17 protein-coding genes and 1 tRNA gene are annotated in these 19,945 nt (G+C 70.9%); 3 read left to right on the forward strand and 15 right to left on the reverse strand.

Going from position 1 to position 19,945, the window contains the following annotated elements; all coding sequences use genetic code 11:
• Window positions 1–3: 3 nt before the first annotated feature.
• Together QQM67_RS07535 and QQM67_RS07540 are read right to left on the reverse strand one after the other, a co-directional pair.
• Complete coding sequence (locus tag QQM67_RS07535) at window positions 4–189, reverse strand: hypothetical protein (RefSeq protein WP_314172810.1); 186 nt, start codon at window positions 187–189, stop codon at window positions 4–6.
• A 227-nt stretch (window positions 190–416) separates the two neighbouring features.
• Window positions 417–881, reverse strand: coding sequence for a PPOX class F420-dependent oxidoreductase (locus tag QQM67_RS07540; protein WP_314172811.1), 465 nt, complete (start codon window positions 879–881; stop codon window positions 417–419).
• 142 nt (window positions 882–1,023) lie between these two features.
• Here QQM67_RS07540 and QQM67_RS07545 point away from each other — a divergent pair, with 142 nt between their 5' ends.
• Window positions 1,024–1,917: a PPOX class F420-dependent oxidoreductase gene (locus QQM67_RS07545; RefSeq protein WP_314172812.1), complete on the forward strand. Its 894-nt coding sequence runs from the start codon at window positions 1,024–1,026 to the stop codon at window positions 1,915–1,917.
• A 67-nt stretch (window positions 1,918–1,984) separates the two neighbouring features.
• Here QQM67_RS07545 and QQM67_RS07550 read toward each other — a convergent pair whose 3' ends face one another.
• A complete protein-coding gene (locus QQM67_RS07550; protein WP_314173028.1) occupies window positions 1,985–2,911 on the reverse strand; it encodes a hypothetical protein in 927 nt (308 codons plus the stop codon).
• 115 nt (window positions 2,912–3,026) lie between these two features.
• On the opposite strand from QQM67_RS07550, the gene QQM67_RS07555 reads away from it, so the two are divergent.
• The gene (locus tag QQM67_RS07555) at window positions 3,027–3,452 is read left to right on the forward strand and encodes a chorismate mutase (RefSeq protein WP_399065658.1); all 426 of its coding nucleotides are present in this window, start codon (window positions 3,027–3,029) and stop codon (window positions 3,450–3,452) included.
• Window positions 3,453–3,539: 87 nt separating this feature from the next.
• Here the strand turns inward: QQM67_RS07555 and pyk are convergent, their stop codons facing one another.
• The 9 genes from pyk to QQM67_RS07600 all read right to left on the reverse strand — a co-directional run bounded on the left by pyk (window position 3,540) and on the right by QQM67_RS07600 (window position 15,482).
• The gene (gene pyk / locus QQM67_RS07560) at window positions 3,540–4,976 is read right to left on the reverse strand and encodes a pyruvate kinase (protein ID WP_314172813.1); all 1,437 of its coding nucleotides are present in this window, start codon (window positions 4,974–4,976) and stop codon (window positions 3,540–3,542) included.
• A gap of 223 nt (window positions 4,977–5,199) precedes the next feature.
• Complete coding sequence (locus QQM67_RS07565; RefSeq protein ID WP_314172814.1) at window positions 5,200–5,919, reverse strand: SIMPL domain-containing protein; 720 nt, start codon at window positions 5,917–5,919, stop codon at window positions 5,200–5,202.
• 50 nt (window positions 5,920–5,969) lie between these two features.
• A complete protein-coding gene (locus tag QQM67_RS07570; protein ID WP_314172815.1) occupies window positions 5,970–6,347 on the reverse strand; it encodes a VOC family protein in 378 nt (125 codons plus the stop codon).
• A gap of 106 nt (window positions 6,348–6,453) precedes the next feature.
• On the reverse strand, window positions 6,454–7,863 hold the full coding sequence (locus QQM67_RS07575) for a lysine N(6)-hydroxylase/L-ornithine N(5)-oxygenase family protein (RefSeq protein ID WP_314173030.1): 1,410 nt from the start codon (window positions 7,861–7,863) through the stop codon (window positions 6,454–6,456).
• A 104-nt stretch (window positions 7,864–7,967) separates the two neighbouring features.
• On the reverse strand, window positions 7,968–9,563 hold the full coding sequence (locus QQM67_RS07580; protein WP_314172816.1) for a pyridoxal phosphate-dependent decarboxylase family protein: 1,596 nt from the start codon (window positions 9,561–9,563) through the stop codon (window positions 7,968–7,970).
• Window positions 9,564–9,811: 248 nt separating this feature from the next.
• On the reverse strand, window positions 9,812–11,668 hold the full coding sequence (locus tag QQM67_RS07585; RefSeq protein WP_314172817.1) for a coagulation factor 5/8 type domain-containing protein: 1,857 nt from the start codon (window positions 11,666–11,668) through the stop codon (window positions 9,812–9,814).
• Window positions 11,669–11,894: 226 nt separating this feature from the next.
• Window positions 11,895–14,468 carry an aminopeptidase N gene (gene pepN, locus QQM67_RS07590; protein ID WP_314172818.1) on the reverse strand — a complete coding sequence of 858 codons (2,574 nt, stop codon included), beginning with the start codon at window positions 14,466–14,468 and terminating at the stop codon, window positions 11,895–11,897.
• Window positions 14,469–14,528: 60 nt separating this feature from the next.
• Window positions 14,529–15,299, reverse strand: coding sequence for a transcriptional regulator (locus QQM67_RS07595; RefSeq protein WP_314172819.1), 771 nt, complete (start codon window positions 15,297–15,299; stop codon window positions 14,529–14,531).
• A gap of 110 nt (window positions 15,300–15,409) precedes the next feature.
• A tRNA-Leu gene (locus tag QQM67_RS07600) sits at window positions 15,410–15,482 on the reverse strand.
• Window positions 15,483–15,576: 94 nt separating this feature from the next.
• On the opposite strand from QQM67_RS07600, the gene QQM67_RS07605 reads away from it, so the two are divergent.
• Complete coding sequence (locus tag QQM67_RS07605; RefSeq protein WP_314172820.1) at window positions 15,577–16,266, forward strand: ANTAR domain-containing response regulator; 690 nt, start codon at window positions 15,577–15,579, stop codon at window positions 16,264–16,266.
• Window positions 16,267–16,463: 197 nt separating this feature from the next.
• Here QQM67_RS07605 and QQM67_RS07610 read toward each other — a convergent pair whose 3' ends face one another.
• From QQM67_RS07610 to QQM67_RS07620, 3 genes are read right to left on the reverse strand one after another with little or no spacing between them, the layout of a single operon-like run.
• Window positions 16,464–17,180 (reverse strand): ABC transporter ATP-binding protein, encoded by a 717-nt coding sequence (locus tag QQM67_RS07610; protein WP_314173031.1) that lies wholly within the window; start codon window positions 17,178–17,180, stop codon window positions 16,464–16,466.
• Window positions 17,177–18,100, reverse strand: a complete 924-nt coding sequence (locus tag QQM67_RS07615) for an ABC transporter ATP-binding protein (RefSeq protein WP_314172821.1) — start codon at window positions 18,098–18,100, stop codon at window positions 17,177–17,179. The genes QQM67_RS07610 and QQM67_RS07615 overlap by 4 nt, the downstream gene beginning before the upstream one ends.
• Window positions 18,101–18,102: 2 nt before the next feature.
• Window positions 18,103–19,941, reverse strand: coding sequence for a branched-chain amino acid ABC transporter permease (locus QQM67_RS07620; protein WP_314172822.1), 1,839 nt, complete (start codon window positions 19,939–19,941; stop codon window positions 18,103–18,105).
• Between the last annotated feature and the right edge of the window lie 4 nt (window positions 19,942–19,945).

Here is a 19,945-nt window from a genome sequence, read left to right on the forward strand (position 1 = left end):
CCGTCAGTCGATGCCCCGCCAGATGTTCGGCTCGTGGCTGGTCTCTTCCTCGTTCTCGACACCCGCCAGCAGCCACAGCGGCGCCTCCAGCCACACACCCGGCGGCAGTGGCAGCTCGTCCTCGCCCGCCGTGCGTGCACTCAGCGTCCGTGACGGCGCAACCGTGGCCATGGGCACTGTCGTGGTCATCTCTGCGTCAACTCCCCTGTACGACTCGGGCGCAGCGGGCAACCGGGCACAACGGGCCCCGGGGTGCTACCGCCTCCCGTAAGGCCCCCCGCACTTCGATTCTGACCCGCGTCGGCGCACCTCGCAGCCCGACGGATCAGACCGGCACGCGGTGCCGAAGCCCCACGGACCCGGCGACGCGCGGTCACCGTCCGCATACGTGCTGGCAGGAAGGCGGAACCGGACGTTCAGTCGGCCAGCCGCGCCGGGAAGCCGCCCGTCGCAATCGGCCCCCAGTGCCGGGGCGTCACGCGGATCAGGGACTTGCCCTGCTTGAGCATCGCCGAGCGGTACTCGTCCCAGTCGGGGTGCTCGCCGGAGATGTTGCGGAAGTACTCGACGAGCGGCTCCACGGAGTCCGGGACGTCGATGACCTCGGCGTCGCCGTCGATCTGCACCCACGGACCGTTCCACTCGTCCGAGAAGACGAGGACGCTCACGCGCGGATCGCGGCGGGCGTTACGGGTCTTGGCACGCTCGGGGTAGGTCGAGACGACGATCCTGCCCGAGTCGTCCACTCCGCACGTCAGGGGCGAGGCCTGCGGAGCGCCGTCGGAGCGGCGGGTGATGAGGACGGCGCGGTGGCGGGGACGTACGAAGTCGAGCAGACCGGCCAGCTCGACACGGGTGTTGGTGGCGATGGAAGGGCTCATGACGCCGAACGTACGTCATCCGGCCCCGACTGCGCGCCGGCGTGTCACGAACTGCCGCTCCGGGCCGTCCTAGTTCAGTGAGGGCCGGCGGCGGTGCGGCGGACGCGGGCGGGCCCGCCGGGTCGAGGAAGGCGAGGCGGACATGGTGCAGGACGGTGTCAGGGATGCTGGGGGCGGCGCGGCGGGCGGTGCTCGCGGGCGCTGGTTCGTGGTGGCGGTGGCGCTGCTCGCGGGGGCGGGCATGGCCGCGGGCGGTGTGTGGGCGCTCGCGGCGCCGCACTCCTTCGCGGAGGCCGTCGGCTTTCCCGTGCCGTCGGCGCACGCCGGGGGCGCGGGCGCGGGCAGCGGGGAGCACTTCGTGCAGGACGTCGGCGCCTTCCAGCTCGGCGTCGCGGCGGCGCTGCTGCTCGCGTGCGTCTGGTACGACGCGCTGCTCACGGCGCTCGCCGGATTCGTCGTCCTCAGCGCCGCGCACGCCGGGAATCACGTCGCCGACATCGGGCACGGCGGCCACGGCTGGGAGATCCCCGTGATCGCCGGTGCGGGGCTGGCCGCCGCGGCCGCGTTCGCCGTACGGCTGCGTCAGCTGGGCTGGGTGACCGGAGGCGTGGAGACGGCGGCACGGGCCGAACTGGCCCCGTACGTACGGCAGAAGACCGTCCTGCTGACGACGTACCGGCGCGACGGAGGCAGCGGCGGCACACCCGTGAGCATCGCCGTGGAGGGCGACCACGCCTACGTCCGCAGCTTCGCCAACTCCGTGAAGACCCGGCGGCTGGGCCGCGATCCGCGCGCGCTCGTCGCGCCGTGCACCACGCTCGGCAGGCGTCCGGGGCGCCGGCTGCCCGTGCGGCTGCGGCGGTTGGAGCGCGGCGGCGCCGAGGACCGGCACGCGGCGAGGGTGCTGCGTGCCAAGTACCCCTTCCTGCACGGGGCGTTGGTGCCCTTCATGCACCGAGTGCTGCTGCGCCGCAAGGCGGGCCGCACGGTGCACTTCGAGGTGGCCGTGGACACGGGCGGCGCGCGGAAGGGCTGAGGGCTGAGGGGCCGAGGGGCGGAGGTCCCGTCCGCGGTCCTGGCCGGGCCGCTCGCCGGCCGTCCCGTCAGGTGTCGCAGTCCAGCACCGAGCGGCACAGCCCGCACCGCACCCGCATCGTGCCGCGCACCGGGACGCGGATGCGCTGCTGGCAGGTGGGGCAGGGGAAGGAGACCCGCAGCGGCGAGCGGCTCTCGAAGGTGTACGAGTAGGCGTCGGCGTCCGGCGGATACGGGGTGCTGCCCGGCCGCGCCAGCGCATGGCGCCGGTCCCGCGTGTAGCGGCGGCGGCCCGCCCAGCCGGAGGCGGCCAGCGGCGGCCGCGTCTCGTCGGACCGGGCCAGGCCGCTGCCCCTCAGATACGCCTCGTACGCCTGCGGGCTGGTGAACCACACCTCGGGGCCCTCGCCGAAGGCCGCGGCGCGCTTGGCCAGGACGTAGCCGAACTCCTCGGGCGTGAGGTAGCCGAGCTTCTGCGAGGAGACCTGGTCCTGCCGGAACGCGTCCAGCAGGAGCCAGCCCGCGCCGAGGTAGGTGGTCGCGGTGTCGGTGAGGATCTCGTTGTCGCGGGTGCCGTGGAAGGCGAGGCCGAGGCGGTGCAGATACACGTGCATCACCTCGTGCGCGAGAGCCGCGCCGATGTCGCGGCGGTGGCGCTTGAAGCGGGCGTTCAGCTCGATGAAGTACTCGGGGCCCGCGGCGAGTTCGACGTGCGCCGCGTGCTCCATCTCGCGGAAGCTGACGATCATGCGGGCGTCCGGCAGCCGGAACTGCTGCACCATGACGCGTGCGACCCGCTGCACCCCGGCGTAGAGGTCCTCGGAGTCGGAGAAGGCGACGTCGCTGGGCGGGACGCTGACGTCGAAGATCCGCACGGTGTCCCACGAGAGGCGCTTGTAGAGCGCGGTGATCGCGGCCCGCACGGTCGTCAGGTGCGGGAACCCGCGCTCGACAGGGTCCGCGGCGGGCCCGGTCGGTGCGCCCTGTGCCGTCATGGCCACCACCCCCGGAGTTCTCTCGGTCACTGTCACTGTACGGGCGCGGGAGCGGCCGTGCGGTCGGCATAGGGTCGGAGCAGGCCACCATCCCCGCGACCTGGAAACGGCAGGCATGGCGAAGACCCACGGCGAGACCAGCGGCACCGGCACGGGCACGGGCAGGGCTACGGACCGGGATTCCGGAGCGGGCTCCGGCTCCTCGGGCTCGGGCTCCGGTTCCGGCCCGGCCCCCGACACCACCGAGGGCGTCGACGCGTCGGTGCGCGCCGAGCTGACCGAGCTGCGCGACAGCATCGACAACATCGACGCCGCGGTGGTGCACATGCTCGCCGAGCGTTTCAAGTGCACACAGCGCGTCGGCCGCCTCAAGGCCGACCACGATCTGCCGCCCGCCGATCCCGCCCGTGAGGCGCGTCAGATCGCGCGGCTGAGAGAGCTGGCCGTGAGCGCCAAGCTCGATCCGGCCTTCGCGGAGAAGCTGCTCAACTTCGTGATCGCCGAGGTGATCCGGCACCACGAGACGATCGCCCGCAGCTGAGGCGCTGCCGCGGCCGGTGGCGCACTGCCGGTCGCGAAGTGCGGTCACGCGGGCGCTCGCCCGCGCCGCCCCCGTACGTCCCCGCGCTCAGGGCCTGGGAGCGTCGTCCTCGCCGATGTGGTGGACGCGCACGAGGTTCGTCGAGCCGGGGACTCCGGGCGGCGAGCCCGCGGTGATGATGACCAGGTCGCCCCTTTCGCAGCGCCCCAGCTTCAGCAGCTGCTCGTCGACCTGGTCGACCATCTCGTCCGTGCTCTGCACCGTGGGACCGGTCAGGGCCTCGACGCCCCACGTGAGGCTGAGCTGCGCCCGCGTGGCCGGGTCCGGGGTGAAGGCGAGCACCGGGACCGGCGAGCGGTAGCGGGAGAGGCGGCGCACGGTGTCCCCGGACTGCGTGAAGGCCACCAGATACTTCGCGCCGAGGAAGTCGCCCATCTCCGCGGCGGCCCGCGCGACGGCGCCGCCCTGGGTGCGCGGCTTGCCGTGCTCGGTCAGGGGCGGCAGGCCCTTGGCGAGCTCCTCCGCCTCGGCGGCCTCGACGATGCGCCCCATCGTCCTGACCGTCTCGGCCGCGTGCTTGCCGACGCTGGTCTCGCCGGAGAGCATCACCGCGTCCGTGCCGTCCATGACGGCGTTCGCGACGTCCGAGACCTCGGCGCGCGTCGGCCGGGACGCCTCGATCATCGAGTCCAGCATCTGCGTGGCGACGATGACGGGCTTGGCGTTGCGCCTGCACAGCTTGATGGCACGCTTCTGCACCAGCGGCACCGACTCCAGCGGCATCTCGACGCCGAGATCGCCGCGGGCCACCATCACGCCGTCGAACGCGTCGACGACGGACTCCAGGTTCGTCACGCCCTGCGGCTTCTCCAGCTTCGCGATGACGGGGAGGTACCGTCCCTCCTCCGCCATGATCCGGTGGACCTCCTTCACGTCGTCGCCGCTGCGCACGAAGGAGAGGGCGATGACGTCGGCGCCGGTGCGCAACGCCCAGCGCAGATCGGCGACGTCCTTCTCGGACAGGGCGGGCACGGAGACGGCGACGCCGGGGAGGTTGAGCCCCTTGTGGTCGGAGACCATGCCGCCCTCGACGACGACCGTCTGCACGACGGGCCCCTCGACGGCGGTCACCTCCAGCGTGACCCGGCCGTCGTCGACGAGGATGCGCTCGCCGCGCGTGACGTCCGAGGCGAGGCCGGAGTAGGTGGTGCCGCAACAGGAGCGGTCGCCCTCCACCTCCTCGACGGTGATGGAGAATTCGTCGCCGCGTTCAAGCAGTACCGGTCCTTCGCGGAAAGTCCCGAGGCGGATCTTCGGACCTTGAAGATCGGCGAGGACTCCGACGGCGCGGCCGGCCTCCTCGGAGGCCCTGCGCACCCGGTGGTAACGCTCTTCGTGTTCGGCGTGAGAGCCGTGGCTCATGTTGAACCTGGCCACGTCCATTCCGGCGTCGACGAGCGCCTTGATCTGCTCGTACGAGTTGCTGGCGGGGCCGAGTGTGCTGACGATCCTTGCGCGGCGCATGCCATGAGCCTACGGCTTACCCACAGGTAGAGACCGCCTCCCGGAGTATTCGTCAACGTCCTTTACGGAGGCGGCCATTGACAACTTCTAAAGTGAGACGGGTCACGCTCCGATGAGCGCGTTGTTCGGGACTTCATCGCGCCCGGGCATGGGAACCGCGGGCGCTCCCAGACGCTCCGAGCGAGCCCGGGGATCCACTGAACCGCTCACGGCGTGACGTTGCTCACAGCGAGGGCCGGCTCATCAGGAACCGGGCGTTGACCTGCGCCTGCACGCGCTGCCGCTGAGGCTCCAGATCCAGCGCCGGGGCCGAGCCCCCGGGCGGCGCGCCCCCGTAACCGGCGGCGCGCGCCCCGGGCAGCGAGGGAGCGGCGGGAGTGCTGTTCTCCGCGCCGAGGTCCGCGAGCTCCACCAGCGCGACCAGCTCCGCGTCCAGCGCGGCCGCGTACTCACGGGCGCGCGTGACCGCCTCCCGTACGGCCTGCTGGCGCGCCTCGCGGTGTGCGGCGGAGTCCTTGCGCAGCGCCCACCACGGCCCGTCGACGCGCGTCAGCTCCAGGTCGGCGAGGCGCGTGGTCATCTCGCCGAGAGCCGTGAAGTCGGCGACGGTGGCGGAGATCTGAACGCGGCCGTTGTATGTGCGTACGCGCTCCCGGCGGCCCTTCTCCGTCAGTTCGGGCGAGACGGAGAAGGTGCCGGTCGCCAGCTTCTCCACGGCCTCGCCGTACCCCTTGATCAGCTCCAGCACCTCGGAGTTGCGGCGCGTCAGCGACTCCAGGGCCTCGCGCCGGTCGGTGCCGCGCGCGCCGACCGTCACCGTGATGCGGGCGATCTCGGGGTCGAACTCGAGGCTCGCCTCGCCTCGTACGGCCACCCGCGGCTCGTCCGGGGTGCCGTAGGGGAGGGGGCCGGCGGCTGCGGAGTGGCCGGGTGCGTTCGTCATGCGGCCACTCTCGCAGAGCCGGGTCGGCGTGCGCCGGGGATCACCGATGATCACTCGGGCCCTTCGGGGCGGTGGCAGACCGCCTCGACGTTGTTGCCGTCGGGGTCGCGCACGAACGCCCCGTAGTACGTCTCGTGGTACTCGGGCCACAGCCGCGGCGCGTGCAGCACCTCCCCGCCGGCCTCGATCGCGGCCTCGTGGAAGGCGTCGACGGTGGCGCGGTCCGGCGCGGTGAAGGCGATGTGCACCTCGCGGGCCTCGCGCCCCGAGTCGGCGGGTCCCAGCCAGAAGGCGGGTGCGGTGCTGCCGTAGCCGACGACGTGTCCGAAGTCGAGGACGCGCGTCGCTCCGAGAGGCGCCAGCACGGCGTCGTAGAAGGCGGCCGCGGCGGCCGGGTCCGCTGTCTGAATCGAAATGTGATCGAACATCCCGGCAGTCTTCCATTCGCGCGGCGCGCTGTCAGCGCTTCCGCCCTATTGGCGGCCGGCCGGTCCGGGGCGGCTTTTCCATGGCCGGACAGTGGCCGGACCGGCGTCAAGTCATGCGCAGAGGGCGGAAGCCGGTGTGCTGGGGGTCGGCGTGCCGGGCGATTCCGGGGGAGCCGTTGGCCAGGGCGCCCTCGGGGCGCAGACCGAACGTCGTGAACGCGGTGCGCCTCGGGAGCCGGTAACGCTCGTGCCCCGTCAGGGAGTTGAGGATCACCGCGCTGCGGTGCGCCGCCAGCCCCAGATCGGGCGCGCCCACACCGTGCGTGTGCCGCTCCGCGTTCTGCACGTAGACCGCGCCCGAGACCGACCGGTCCGTCACCAGCCGGTAGTGCTCGTCGACGCGGATGCGCTCCGCCTCGTCGCGCCGCAGCCACGGTTCCAGCGACGCGAGCACGCCTCCCAGCGGGCGCTCGCGGTAGCCCGTCGCCAGCACCACCGCGTCCGTCGCCAGCCGCGTGCGTACGTCCTGCTCGGTGTGCTCCAGATGCAGCTCGACCCGTGTCGCGCCGATGCGCCCGGCCGTACGGACCGCCACACCGGGCGTGAGCACCGCGTCCGGCCAGCCGCCGCCCAGCGTGCGGTGGTACAGCTCGTCGTGGACGGCGGCCAGCGTGCCGTGGTCGACGGCCTTGTGCAACTGCCACTGGCGCGGGACCAGTTCGTCCCGCACGGACTCGGGCAGGCCGTGGAAGTAGCTCGTGTAGTCCGGGGTGAAGTGCTCCAGGCCCAGCTTGCTGTACTCCATGGGCGCGAAGGCCGCGCTGCGGGTGATCCAGTGCAGCCGCTCGCGCCCGGCGGGGCGGCGCCGCAGCAGATCCAGGAAGACCTCCGCACCCGACTGGCCGGACCCGACGACCGTGACGTGCCCCGCCTCCAGCAGCCGCTCCCGGTGGCCGAGATAGTCCGAGGAGTGGATGACGGGCGCGCCCGCGCCCACCGACGACGTCAGCGAACGCAGCGGCTCGGGCACGTGCGGAGCGGTGCCGACACCGAGCACCAGATTCCGCGCGTACGAACGGCCCTGTGCCGCCGGTCCGTCCGCCTCCAGCCGCGTGAAGTCGACCTCGAACAGGCGCAGTTCGGGATGCCAGCGCACCGCGTCGACGCGATGGCCGAAGTGGAGGCCGTCCAGCCCCTCGCAGACCCAGCGGCAGTACGCGTCGTACTCCGTGCGCTCGATGTGGAAGCGCTCCGCGACGTAGAACGGGAAGAGGCGCTCGTGCGCCTTGAGGTAACTGAGGAAGGACCACGGACTCGCCGGGTCGGCGAGCGTCACCAGGTCCGCCAGGAAGGGGACTTGGAGCGTCGCACCCTCGATCAGCATGCCCGGATGCCAGTGGAAGCCCGGCTGTTCCTCGTAGAACGCGGTGCGCAGGCCGGGAACGCCGTGCGCGAGGGCGGCCAGGGAGAGGTTGAACGGGCCGACGCCGATGCCCACCAGATCGAGCGGAGGCATCTGCGGAGCGCCGCCGCCCCCGTCGACACGGCGCTGCCCCGGCACGGTGGAGGTCAGCGTCGCCGCGGAATCCGGTCCGGCGGTGCGGGACTCGTCGGCTGTCGTCATGACCGGTGACTCCTTGTGGTGCTGGTGATGCCGGTGACGCTTGTGCTGGTGGCGCCTGTGCTCGTGACGGGCGCGGACCGGGGAGACCGGGCTGAGGGAGCCGGCGCGGCCCGTGCCCGCAACGGCACGGCGTCGCGCACGAGTTGGAGCAGGGCTTCCAGATCGCCGATGCGCGTGTACGGGTTGAGCAGCGTGGCCTTGAGCCAGAGGCCCGAGCCCCCGCCCATGTCGGCCCGGCCCAGGACGGCCCGCCCCTCCGCCATCAGACGGCGCCTGACCGAAGCGACCGCCGCACCGTCCGCACCCGCCGGGCGGAACAGCACCGTCGACAGCTCCGGCATGGCGAACAGCTCCAACCGCTGGTCGGCCGCGACCAGTTCGGCCAGCGAACGCGCCACCGCACACGTGCGCTCCACGAGATCGGCCAGCCCACTGCGCCCCAATGCCCGCAGCGTCACGGCCATCTTCAGCACATCGGGACGGCGCGTCGTACGCAGCGAACGGCCCAGCAGATCCGGAAGGCCCGCGTCGCTGTCGTCGCCGGCGTTGAGATAGTCGGCGCGGTGGTCCAGCGGCGACAGGTCCCGCCCGTCGGGAACCACGAAGAGGCCCGCCGCGACCGGCTGCCACCCCAGCTTGTGCAGATCGAGAGTGACGCTGTCCGCCCGCTCCAGACCAGCGAGCCGTCCGAGCAGCCGCCGGCTGAAGAGCAGCATGCCGCCGTACGCCGCGTCCACATGCAGCCTCGCCCCGAACTCACCGGCCACCGCGGCCAGTTCGGCCAGCGGATCGACCGCACCCGCATCGGTCGTGCCCGCCGTCGCCACCACGAGGACCGGAGCGCCCGGCTCCTGGGCCGCCAGGGCCGCACGCAGCGCCGCCGGGCGGAGGACCCCTCCCGGCGACGGAACGCGAACCGGCTCGGGCAGGCCCAGCAGCCATGCCGCGCGGTGCACGCTGTGGTGCGCGCCGGTGCCGCACACCACGCGGACGTCCCGGCCCAGCCGCTCACGGGCCAGCAGCAGGCCCAGCTGGTTCGACTCCGTGCCGCCCGTCGTCACCAGCGCGTCCGGAACCGCGCCCGCTCCTCCCTCCGCCGGGCCGCCCCGCCGCACGGTGCCGCGCCCCGCCTCCCCGTACACCAGCCGCGCCAGCGCCCGGCACGTCCGCGCCTCCAACTCCGAAGCGGCAGGCGCCTGATCCCACGAGTCCAGGGACGGATTGACGGCGCTCGCCGCGAGGTCGGCGGCGGCCGCCACCGCGAGCGGAGGGCAGTGCAGATGCGCCGCGCACAGCGGATCGGCGGGATCGGCGGCTCCCTCCGCCACCATCCGCACCAGCGAGGCCAGCGCCTCCCGCTCGCCCGTACCGCGCTCCGGGAGCACACCGCCGCTGAGCACCGCGCCGACCCGGGAGGCCACGCGCCGCGGCCCGCCGCGCGGCAGGGGCCCGCAGCGCCGCGCGGCACCCTCCTCCAGCGCGTCGAGCACCGCGCTCGTCAACGGACGCAGCGCGGCTGCCCCTTGGGTGCCACCCGAGAGGAGCGGGGCGCGGGCACCGTCGGCGCGGGCGGACACGGGCGGGAGCGGCATGAGCGGAATCCTTCGCCGTCGCAATCCCACAACCCCCGGTCCGGCGGGCACACAAGCGGTGCCCGCCGGACCGGGAAGAAGTGATGAGGTGGCCCTAACCTACGTGCGTACGGCGGCTGTTGATCTCGATACGGGCCTGGTTCGCCCGAAGGGGTGATCTTCACGGCGAAGGCTCCCCGGAACCCGCTCGTCCCGGGGAGCCTCACGCCGTCCGCGACCGGATCCGCGTGCTGGGGGCACGCCGCCGGCTACGGGTAGGCGGTCACCGTCGCCACGTTGGAGTCGCCGTTCGCGGGCCCGCCCGTGTCGTTGACGACGTGCTGGATCGTGCCCGTGCCGCCGAGCGACACGGACGTCAGGTGATGGAGCTTCACGCCCTCCGCTCGCGGCACCTCGAACGAACGGTCCGCCACCACCGACTTGTTGACGTTGAAGAAGCAGTAGCTCCCCAGCCCGAACGCCTGGTGGTCGGTGACCGAGCCGCCGACCTTGTAGGCCGCGTAGCCGCGCGTGTCACCGTTCATCCACGAGCCCTGGTCCGGCGGGTCGTAGGGCATCTCGTTCTGGAAGAAGTACGTCCGGCCGCGCTCGCCGTTCCAGATCACCTGGTACTTCTTGTAGTGCTCCGCGAAGAGCCCGTACGCGGTCACGTCGGCGCCGTTGACGATCAGCCCCGTGTCGGCGGGGTTGGTCTCCCAGCCCACGCCGTCGCCGTGGTCCGCGCGCCACAGCCACAGATGGTCGGCGATGACATGGGAGCTGTTGACGACGAGGCTCGTCTCCGACTTCGCGGCGCCCGCCCCGCCGATGCGCACGAACACATCGTGCAGCGACGTCGGGTTGGCGGAGTGGTCCGCGTCCGAGCCCTTCGGGCCGACCTGGACCAGCGTCGGCGAGTTCTCCTCGCCCGCCTCGACGAGGAACCCGGCGAGCTTGACGCCGTCCACGTCGGCCACCGTCAGAGCCGCCTTGCCGCTCGTCGGCATGAGCGTCGCCAGGCCCAGCCCCAGCACGACGGTGTTCTTCTCCGTCACCGCCAGCGGCTCGTCCAACTCGTAGATCCCCGGCGTCAGCAGCAGGTGCTTGCCGTCCTTCAGCGCCGCGTTGAGCGTGGACGCCGACTCGTCGGCCTTCGCGACGTGGAAGTCGCCCAGCGGGATGGAATCGCCTTTCGGAGCGCCGCCCGACCAGCTCGCGCCGGTCGAGTCCTCGCGCACCGCGGGCACGAACACCTGGTAGCCGCCGTCCTTGTCGACGTACAGGTACGGCTTCTCCCGCACCTTCGGCGTCGCCTCCACGGTCGTGTACGGGGGAGAGGGGAAGCCGTCGCCGCTCGGGGCGTTCTTCGCACCCACGAACACCATGTTCCAGTTCGAGCCCTTCCAGCTCTTCCACTCCGTGTTGCGCGAGAGCCACTGCTGCTGCGAACCGGAGCGCACCTCCCCGTCCACCACGGTGTCGGCCATCAGACCGCCGCTGGACCAGCCGCCGTCGTCCAGCTCCAGATCGCCCTTCACATGCATGCGGCGGTACGGCGCGGCCTGGGAGACCGCCCAGCGGTCCTTGCCGCCCTTCGGCGTCACCGAGATGCCCTCGGCCGAGCGCCAGAAGTTCTGCGTGGCGTTCCCGTCGAACCAGTCGGCCTCGGCGTGCACCGCGCCGGCGACCTTCACATCGCCGGGCGTCAGGCCCAGCCCGGCGACCTGGGTGAAGAAGCCGACGTTCACATCGACGTCGTACGAGCCCGGCTTGAAGAGGAACGCATGGCGCGCCTTGTCGAACTGGGCCTTCTCCTGCTTCTTGAAGACCGAGTCGACCTTCGCCTGGATCTCCTCGGCGGGGGTGTCCGGGCCGAAGACGGAGACGTTGGGGCCGAAGTCGGGATCGGCGGCGGAGGCGCCCGACCGGCCGGACAGGCCGGAGATGGCGGAGGCGGCCCGGGGAGCGGCGGCGACGCCGATGCCGCCGAGACCGGCGGCGGCCAGCGTCGCCAGCACCGTACGGCGACGGACGAAGGGCCGCGGCTGTGCCGCGGGGGCGCCGTCGGCGGCCGGCTTCTCGCCGGGCTCCTGGACGCCGTGGGGCGAGCGGGGTGTGGGGGACATGGGAGGTCCAACTCCTCGACAGTGTCAGGATGGTGAGAGGACCGTAGGCCTGGACCAATCGTTGGTCAAGGCTAAAGTTAAGACCTGAGAAAAGCCCCACACGACGACGCGGCGCGTACGGGAGGCCGAGCCGGCACGACCGGCGGGGGCTCCGCCCCAACTCCCCGTCTCAGGAGCCCATTTGGGCCCCGCCATCCGCCGACCCGGCCACTCGGGACCCTCCGGATCACCCGCCCCGGACCCGCAGAGCACGCCGCAGATCATCCAGCTGATCCACCAACTCCCGCCGCAACGTGGGCGTCACGTCCTCGCCCGCGACACAGTCCGCCCCCCGCCGCAACAGCGACTCGTCCACGACCGTACGGGGAAACGCCAGCCGCCCCACGATCGACGCCACCGCCGCACCGCGCCGCGCGGCCACCGGCACCGCATCCGAGAAATACCGCTCCGCGAAGCCGCCCTCGTCCAGCAACTCCCGCTGCTCCGCCTGCCAGAACCCCTGCGCCGTCGCCCGCAGCAGATAGTTCGACAACTCGTCCGAGACGAACATCGCCTCCCACGCCGCCTCCTTCGCCCCGGCATCCGGCAACGCCGCCCTGCAACGAGCGGCACCCTCCTCGCCCGCCGCACTCGGATCAGCGGCCAGCGCACCGTCGATCTCCGCACCGCCCACGGCACCCAGCACCGACAGCCGCAGCAGCAACCGCCACCGCAACTCCGCGTCCAGCACCGGACCACCCGGCACCGAACCCGCCTCCCACCAGCCGTACAACTCCCCGGCGTCCGAAGCGCAGTCGATGAACTGGCGCACCGCCGTCAACCGCAGACCCGCCGCCCCCTCGCCGGCCGCGGCACCCGCCCCCGGCACCGAGGACCCTCCCGCTTCCGGCACCGCTCCCGGCACCGTGGCCGCCAGCACCTCACGGCACACACCCCCCAGCAACTCCAGCGCCCCAGCGCGGCGCTCCGCGGGCACGAAACGCTCCGCGACCGTCCCGCACGCGAACGACAGCACGCCCTCCAGCACCGCCACCTCCGACTCCGCCGGAGCATGGACCCGCACCGCCTCCAGGAACTCACCAGGCGGCAACTCGCCGTCCCGCACCATGTCCCGCGCCGCGTTCCACACCACCGCACGCGACAACGCATCCGGAAGCCCCGACAGCGCACCACGCACCGTCGCCCACGACACCTCGTCCAGACGCACCTTCGCGTACGTCAGATCCCCGTCGTTCACCAGCAGCAGATCAGGACGCGGCCCCCCGGCGACCACCACCGACTCCGCCTCGTCCGACTCCACCTCACGCTCAAGACGCTCCCGCAGCACCAGACGCGCCGGATCGGCGGGCGCCACGTCGTAGAGGCCCAGCCCCACCCGGTGCGGACGGCCACCCTCGTGCCGCAGCGCCACCGACCACTGTCCGCTGCCCTCCGCCACCCGCGGCGACAACACGTCGACCCCCGTCGTACGCAGCCAGCGCTCCGCCCATCCGTGCACGTCACGATCCGACGCCCCCGCCAGCGCATCGATGAAATCCGCCAGCGTCGCATTGCCGAAACGATGACGCGTCAAATGCCTGTTGACGCCCGCCAGGAAATCCTTCTCACCCAGCCACGCCACCAGCTGCCGCAGCGCCGACGCACCCTTCGCATACGAGATCCCGTCGAAATTCAGCAGCGCGGAAGCGGTGTCCGGCACCGACTCCGGCTCCGGAGCCACCGGATGAGTCGACGGACGCTGATCCGCGTCATAACCCCACCCCTTGCGCGCCGCCGCGAAATCCGTCCACATCCCCGAGAAGCGCGTCGCCTCACGCAGCGTCTGATAGCCCACGTACTCCGCGAACGACTCGTTCAGCCAGATGTCGTCCCACCACCGCAGCGTCACCATGTCCCCGAACCACATGTGCGCCATCTCGTGCGCAACCGTCACACCACGAGTACGCCTGTCCAACTCCGTGACCGCCGACCGGAACACATACTCGTCCCGCAACGTCACCAGCCCCGGATTCTCCATCGCGCCCGCGTTGAACTCCGGCACGAAAGCCTGGTCGTACGAGTCGAACGGATACGGCTCATCGAACAACTCGTGGTACCGGTCGAAACACCGGCGCGTGATGTCCAGCAACTCCTCGGCATCCGCTTCCAGGAACTCCGCGAGCGAACGCCGCACATGAAGCCCGAACGGCAACCCCGCGTGCTCCGTACGCACCGAGTGATACGGCCCCGCCACGACCGCCACCATGTACGTGCTCACCCGCCGCGTCGGCGCACACACCCAACGACCCGGCCGGACCTTCCGCGCGACCCCGTTCCCCAGCACCGTCCACTCGTCCGGCGCCGTCACCCCCACCTCGAAGACCGCCTTCAGATCCGGCTGATCGAAACACGCGAACACCAGCGGGGCGTCGTCCAGAAAGCACTGCGAATACAGATACACGCGCCCGTCCGCCGGGTCCGTGAACCGGTGCATCCCCTCACCGACCCGCGAATACCGCATCCGCGCCTCGACACGCAGCTCGTGAACCCCCTCCGCCAGGCCACGCAGCCACAACCGGCCGTCCGCGAAAGCCTTCGCCGGATCCAGCGCCACACCGTCCAGCTCCACGCCCCGCAATTCGGCGGGCCGCACCTCCACGAACGAATCGGCGCCGCCCCCGCCCTCCTTCACACGGAAGCGCACCGCCGTCGTGGACCCGAACACCTCCTCGCCGCACGTCAGATCCAGATCGATGACATACCGCTCCACATCGAGGAGCCCGGCTCGCGTCTGCGCCTCATCGCGCGTCAGTGGTGACATGCGGGCAATGCTGCCGCACCGCGGCGACGCCCCGCACCGCGGTAAATCGAGCCTCGCGGCTCAGTACTTGGGCCCGACGTGAGCGTCCATCAGCGCGACGGAGGCGCGGCGGGCTATGGAGATGTTGAGCGGGTCGCTGCCGCGGGCGAGGGTCGTCCATTCGACACCGACTCTCCGCAGCGTGTCGGTGAAAATCCCTCTGATGTCGTCGGACCTGTTGGTGAAGAAGTACCGGGGATACTCATAGCGCTTGCGTCTGCCGCCGACTGTCCGTGTCGTCCAGTTGGTGATGCGGCAGCCGTCGGAGTGGACGAGTCCACGGATGAACTGCCAGGGGTGTGCGTCCACTGTCTCCTGCTGCCAGCCCCGGAGTTCGATGCGCCGCTCGTGCTTCCTGCCGGGCCCGTGCTGCGGGAACAGGCATGGCCAGTGCGGGTTGTAGGCGCTGACCGCGACGCAGCCTTGAGCCTGAACGCGGAAGACCTTGTTGTGAGGGCGGATCGCCTTCACCGCCCGGACGCATTCTTCGATGAGGCCTGGCCAGGCGTCGGAGCACGCGATGCGCAGCGAGTACGTCCGGGCGAGGCGGCTGACGCAGCCGTCACCGAGGTAAAGGCCGAGCAGATACGCGTAGTTGGCGGCATCCGCCGGTGGCCCCGGTGGGGCCGAGCATCTGACGCACCGGACCGGATCGCCGGTCAAGGGCGTCAGCCTGGTCTGCCAGGACCGGATGGCCGCACCTGAGATGCCGGTCTGCTTGCTCACCGAATTGAGGCTGTGTCCCTGCTCGACGAGGGCGAGGACCTGTTTACGCACTGTGACGTCGTACATGGACGCGAGCCTGACGAGAGCACGTGCGACGTGCAGGGAATCGGGCTCACGGTCCTTCGTGCGAGCGAAGATCAGCGATATCGCTGGCAACCTTGGAATCAAAGACGAAGTGCCCCGGGTCGGATTCGAACCGACACTGTATGGGTTTTGAATCCATCGACTCTGCCGTTGGTCTACCGGGGCGAAGCGCGAAATGAAGGTTCGCACCTGCTGTGCAACCACCTTACAGGACCCCGGTACTCTCGTACCTCCCACCTGTGCGGAAACGAGGAGCCCAGTGAGCACCGCGGACATCCCCGAGCCCGAAGCCTCCGGCGCCGAAGCCTCCGGTGCCCCGGAGGAGAGCGCGCATGTGCCGCCGCTGACCACGCGAGTGGTGATCGCGGAGGACGAGGCGCTGATCCGGATGGACCTCAAGGAGATGCTGGAGGAGGAGGGTTACTCCGTCGTCGGCGAGGCCGGTGACGGGCAGAGCGCGGTGGAGCTGGCGCGGGAGCACCGTCCGGATCTGTGCATCTTCGATGTGAAGATGCCGGTGCTGGACGGGATCTCGGCGGCGGAGCAGGTCGCGGAGGAGAGCATCGCGCCGGTGCTGATGCTGACGGCGTTCTCGCAGCGTGAGCTGGTGGAGCGGGCGCGGGACGCGGGCGCGATGGCGTATCTGGTGAAGCCGTTCAGCAAGAGCGACGTGGTGCCCGCGATCGAGATGGCGGTGTCGCGATTCACGGAGCTGCGGGCGCTGGAGAAGGAGGTCGCGGACCTCTCTCAGCGGCTGGAGACGCGGAAGCTCGTGGACCGGGCGAAGAGTGTGCTTCAGACGCAGTACGGGCTGACGGAGCCCGCTGCGTTCCGGTGGATACAGAAGACGTCGATGGACCGGCGGTTGTCGATGCAGCAGGTCGCGGAGGCCGTGATCGCGGATGCCGAGGAGCGCAGGCAGCAGAAGCAGCAGAACCAGGGGAAGTAGGAGTACCGGGGGAAGTAGGAGTACCGGGGGAAGTAGCAGTACCAGGGGAAGCAGCAGATTCACCTGAAGCAGCAGAACCACCGGAAGCAGCCGCTGAGTTCGGCGAAGAGGTTCTGAGCATGTGAGTGGGGCCGCCCGTTCCGGGTCGGCCCCACTCACATGTGCGGTGCTCGTGCGGTGTGCTGCGTCTGCCGTGTTCAGTCCTCGCCGAGGTACGCCTTGCGTACCGACTCGTCGTGCATGAGTTCCTGGCCCGTGCCGGAGAGCGCGATGGTGCCGATCTCCATGACGTGGCCGTGGTCGGCGAGGGAGAGCGCGGCCTGGGCGTTCTGCTCGACGAGGAGGATCGTCGTGCCCTGTGCCTTGAGTTCGGTGATGGTCTCCATGATCTTCTGCATCATGATCGGGGAGAGGCCCATGGAGGGCTCGTCGAGCATGAGCAGCTTCGGCTGCGACATCAGCGCGCGGCCCATGGCGAGCATCTGCTGTTCGCCTCCGGAGAGGGTGCCGGCGGCCTGGCCGCGGCGTTCTCCGAGGATGGGGAACAGGGTGTAGGCGCGTTCCATGTCGCGGTGGATGCCCGCGGAGTCCTTGCGGAGGAAGGCGCCGAGTTGGAGGTTCTCGGCGATGGTGAGGCGCGGGAAGATGCGGCGGCCTTCGGGGGAGTGTGCGAGCCCCTTGGCGACGATCTTGTGTGCGCCCATGTCGTTGATCACTTCGCCGTCGAAGGTGATCTTTCCGGCGAGGGGCTTGAGCAGTCCGGAGAGGGTGCGCAGCGTGGTGGTCTTCCCGGCGCCGTTGGTGCCGATGAGGGTGACGACCTGGCCCGCTTCGACGCTGAACGAGATGCCCTTGACGGCTTCGATCTTGCCGTAGGCGACGCGGAGGTCTTCTACTTCGAGGAGCGGCATCAGTGCTGCTCTCCCTTCGGGTTCTCGTCGGTCCCGGCCCCGGTCCCCGTCGTCCCCTCGCCGCGCGTCTCCGCCTCGCGGACTTCGGCGGCCTCGGCCTCGCCCGGTTCACCCTCGAAGGGCGTGCCGAGGTAGGCGGCGATGACGCGTTCGTCGGCCTGGACGAGTTCCGGTGAGCCTTCGACGAGCTTCTCGCCCTGTACGAGGACGGCGACGCGGTCGCAGAGGTTGAAGATGAAGCGCATGTCGTGCTCGATGACGAGTACGGCCGTGCCCTGCTCCCGTACTGCGAGGACGAGGTCGCGCGTGGCGCTGGTCTCACCGGCCGTCATGCCGGCGGTGGGCTCGTCGAGCAGCAGGAGTCCCGGCTCGCTGGCGAGTGCGCGGGCGATTTCGAGCTTGCGCTGCTCGCCGTACGGGAGGTTGCGGGCGAGGTGTTCGCGCTTGGCGGCGAGGCCGGTGAACTCCAGGAGTTCCATGGCGCGTTCCTCGGAGGTGCGTTCGGCCTTGCGGAAGCCGGGGCCGCGCAGGAGCGCGGAGAGCAGGCCTTCCTTGGTGCGGGTGTGGCGGCCGACGAGGACGTTCTCGAGGACCGTCATGTTGGAGAACAGGCGGATGTTCTGGAAGGTGCGGGCGATGCCTGCCTTGGTGACCAGGTGGGAGCGGTGCGGCAGCACGGTTCCCTTGTAGGCGACTTGGCCTTCGGTCGGTATGTACAGACCGGTGAGGCAGTTGAAGAAGGTCGTCTTGCCCGCGCCGTTGGGGCCGATGAGGCCGACGATCTCGCCGCTGTCGACGTTGAGGTCGACGTTGCGTACGGCGGTGAGGCCGCCGAAGCGCATGGTGACTCCGGTGGCCCGCAGTACGTCGGTGCGTCCGGCGGGCGCGGCGTCCTGCACGCCGGTTGTCGTGGTGGTGGTCATCGTCATGCCTCCGCTTTGCTGAGGCCGGGGCCGCCGGTCGGTACGTCGAGCTGGCCGGTGTCGTGGAATTCGAGCTTCTTGCGGCGGTCCGCGAGGAGGCCTTCGGGGCGGAAGCGCATCAGCAGTACCAGTGCCAGTCCGAAGAGGAGGAGCTGGTAGTCGCCGATGAACTGGAGCTTGGCCGGGATGAGGTAGAGCAGTGAGGCGCCGACGAGCGGTCCGGAGACGGTGCCCATGCCGCCGAGGATGACGGCGGCGAGCAGGAACGCCGAGTTGGGCGGCACCACTTCGACGAACTGGTACTGCTCCGGTGTCACGGACGAGGTGACGTGCGCCTGTACGGTGCCGGCCATGCCGGCGAGGGTGGCTCCGAGTGCGAAGGCGATGAGCTTGACGCGGAATCCGTTGATGCCCATGGCGCGTGCGGCGGTCTCGTCCTCGCGTACGGCGACCCAGGCGCGGCCGATGCGGGAGCGGTCGGCGCGGCGGAAGATCGTCACGATGATGATCGTGAAGACGAGCATGAGCAGGTAGTAGTTGGCGAACGGGCCGAGTTCGACGCCGAAGACGGTGTGGTCCTCGCCGAGGTCGAAGCCGAGGATCACCAGGTCGGGAATGTTGGCGATGCCGTTGGCGCCGTTGGTGACGGAGGGCCCGGAGGAGCCGTCGAGGTTCTCCATGCCGATGCGGAAGATCTCGCCGAAGCCGAGGGTGACGATGGCGAGGTAGTCGCCGTGCAGCCGCAGCGTGGGGGCGCCGATGACGACGCCGAAGACGAGTGAGGCTCCCGCGCCGGTCAGGACGGCGGCCCAGAAGGGGAATTCGACGCCGAGTACGGAGGTGTCCGATCCGGAGACGAGTGCCGCCGCGTAGGCGCCGACGCCGAGGAAGGCCACGTATCCGAGGTCGAGGAGGCCGGCGAGGCCGACGACGACGTTCAGGCCGAGTGCGACGGTGGCGAAGATGAGGATGTTGGCGGCGACGGAGGTGTACTGGTCGCTGCTCTGGGTGAAGGGGAAGCACGCCGCGGCGACGAATGCCGCCGTGAAGGTGACGTTGCGGTGCTTGCCCGTGAGCTTGGACAGCCGCTGGCTGAGTCCCGCCCGTGCGAGTGCCGTGGCGCCGAAGCCGACGAGGATCATGAAGCCGACGAAGAGTTCGCCGTACGGCGTGTCGATGCCGTAGGTGAAGACGAACAGGCCGACTCCGAAGCTGACGGCGATGATGAGCAGTTCGGCCCAGCCGGGGAGCTCCTTCGCGGTCCCGGCGGGTGCCGGTGCCTTGAGGGAGTGCCGGAAGCGCTGCCAGGCGCCGGGGTCGCGCTGTGCGGGGTCGGCGGGGTCGAGGGGCTGGTCGGCGCGGAGGCCGAGGGCGCCCACGACGGTGACGAGGCTCGCGAGTACCGCGACCCACATGCCCGGTTCGAAGTTGACGAGCCCGCCGAGGACGACGGCGATGGCTCCGGCGGTGAACCAGGCGACGCCGAGTGTGCCGATGGCGAGCAGCACGACGGGTGCCGTCTTGCCGCCGGGTGTGAGCCAGCGCAGTCCGCGTACGCCGTTGCCGGCGAGCAGTGCGGCGAGGGTGAGGAGCGACCCGACGAGCGTGAGCGTCTGGAGGTCGACGGGGGAGCCGTAGTACGTGAGGTCGCCGGGGAATTCGGCGGTCCAGGTCCAGGCGAGCAGGGTGCTCACGAAGGTGGCCGCGGCTCCGGCGGCGGTGATGACGCGTGCCGCCTTGGGCGGCAGGGGCAGGGTGCCGGGTGCGCCGGTGGAGCCGGCGGGTACGGCGGGGGCGGTGTCCGCGGCTGTGGTGCCCGTTTCGGGGTTGGTGGTTGCCATGGCT

Source organism: Streptomyces winkii, from assembly GCF_032248595.1.
Taxonomy (GTDB): Bacteria; Actinomycetota; Actinomycetes; order Streptomycetales; family Streptomycetaceae; genus Streptomyces; species Streptomyces winkii.

Bases quoted from the DNA above. Each gene is read 5' to 3' on its own strand.
- pepN (WP_314172818.1), bottom strand. From the start codon at position 14,468: ATGTCACCACTGACGCGCGATGAGGCGCAGACGCGAGCCGGGCTCCTC.
- QQM67_RS07565 (WP_314172814.1), bottom strand. From the start codon at position 5,919: ATGACGAACGCACCCGGCCACTCCGCAGCCGCCGGCCCCCTCCCCTAC.
- QQM67_RS07620 (WP_314172822.1), bottom strand. From the start codon at position 19,941: ATGGCAACCACCAACCCCGAAACGGGCACCACAGCCGCGGACACCGCC.
- QQM67_RS07535 (WP_314172810.1), bottom strand. From the start codon at position 189: ATGACCACGACAGTGCCCATGGCCACGGTTGCGCCGTCACGGACGCTG.
- QQM67_RS07555 (WP_399065658.1), top strand. From the start codon at position 3,027: ATGGCGAAGACCCACGGCGAGACCAGCGGCACCGGCACGGGCACGGGC.
- QQM67_RS07575 (WP_314173030.1), bottom strand. From the start codon at position 7,863: ATGCCTCCGCTCGATCTGGTGGGCATCGGCGTCGGCCCGTTCAACCTC.
- QQM67_RS07580 (WP_314172816.1), bottom strand. From the start codon at position 9,563: ATGCCGCTCCCGCCCGTGTCCGCCCGCGCCGACGGTGCCCGCGCCCCG.
- QQM67_RS07615 (WP_314172821.1), bottom strand. From the start codon at position 18,100: ATGACCACCACCACGACAACCGGCGTGCAGGACGCCGCGCCCGCCGGA.
- pyk (WP_314172813.1), bottom strand. From the start codon at position 4,976: ATGCGCCGCGCAAGGATCGTCAGCACACTCGGCCCCGCCAGCAACTCG.
- QQM67_RS07585 (WP_314172817.1), bottom strand. From the start codon at position 11,668: ATGTCCCCCACACCCCGCTCGCCCCACGGCGTCCAGGAGCCCGGCGAG.
- QQM67_RS07550 (WP_314173028.1), bottom strand. From the start codon at position 2,911: ATGACGGCACAGGGCGCACCGACCGGGCCCGCCGCGGACCCTGTCGAG.
- QQM67_RS07545 (WP_314172812.1), top strand. From the start codon at position 1,024: ATGGTGCAGGACGGTGTCAGGGATGCTGGGGGCGGCGCGGCGGGCGGT.
- QQM67_RS07540 (WP_314172811.1), bottom strand. From the start codon at position 881: ATGAGCCCTTCCATCGCCACCAACACCCGTGTCGAGCTGGCCGGTCTG.
- QQM67_RS07595 (WP_314172819.1), bottom strand. From the start codon at position 15,299: ATGTACGACGTCACAGTGCGTAAACAGGTCCTCGCCCTCGTCGAGCAG.
- QQM67_RS07570 (WP_314172815.1), bottom strand. From the start codon at position 6,347: ATGTTCGATCACATTTCGATTCAGACAGCGGACCCGGCCGCCGCGGCC.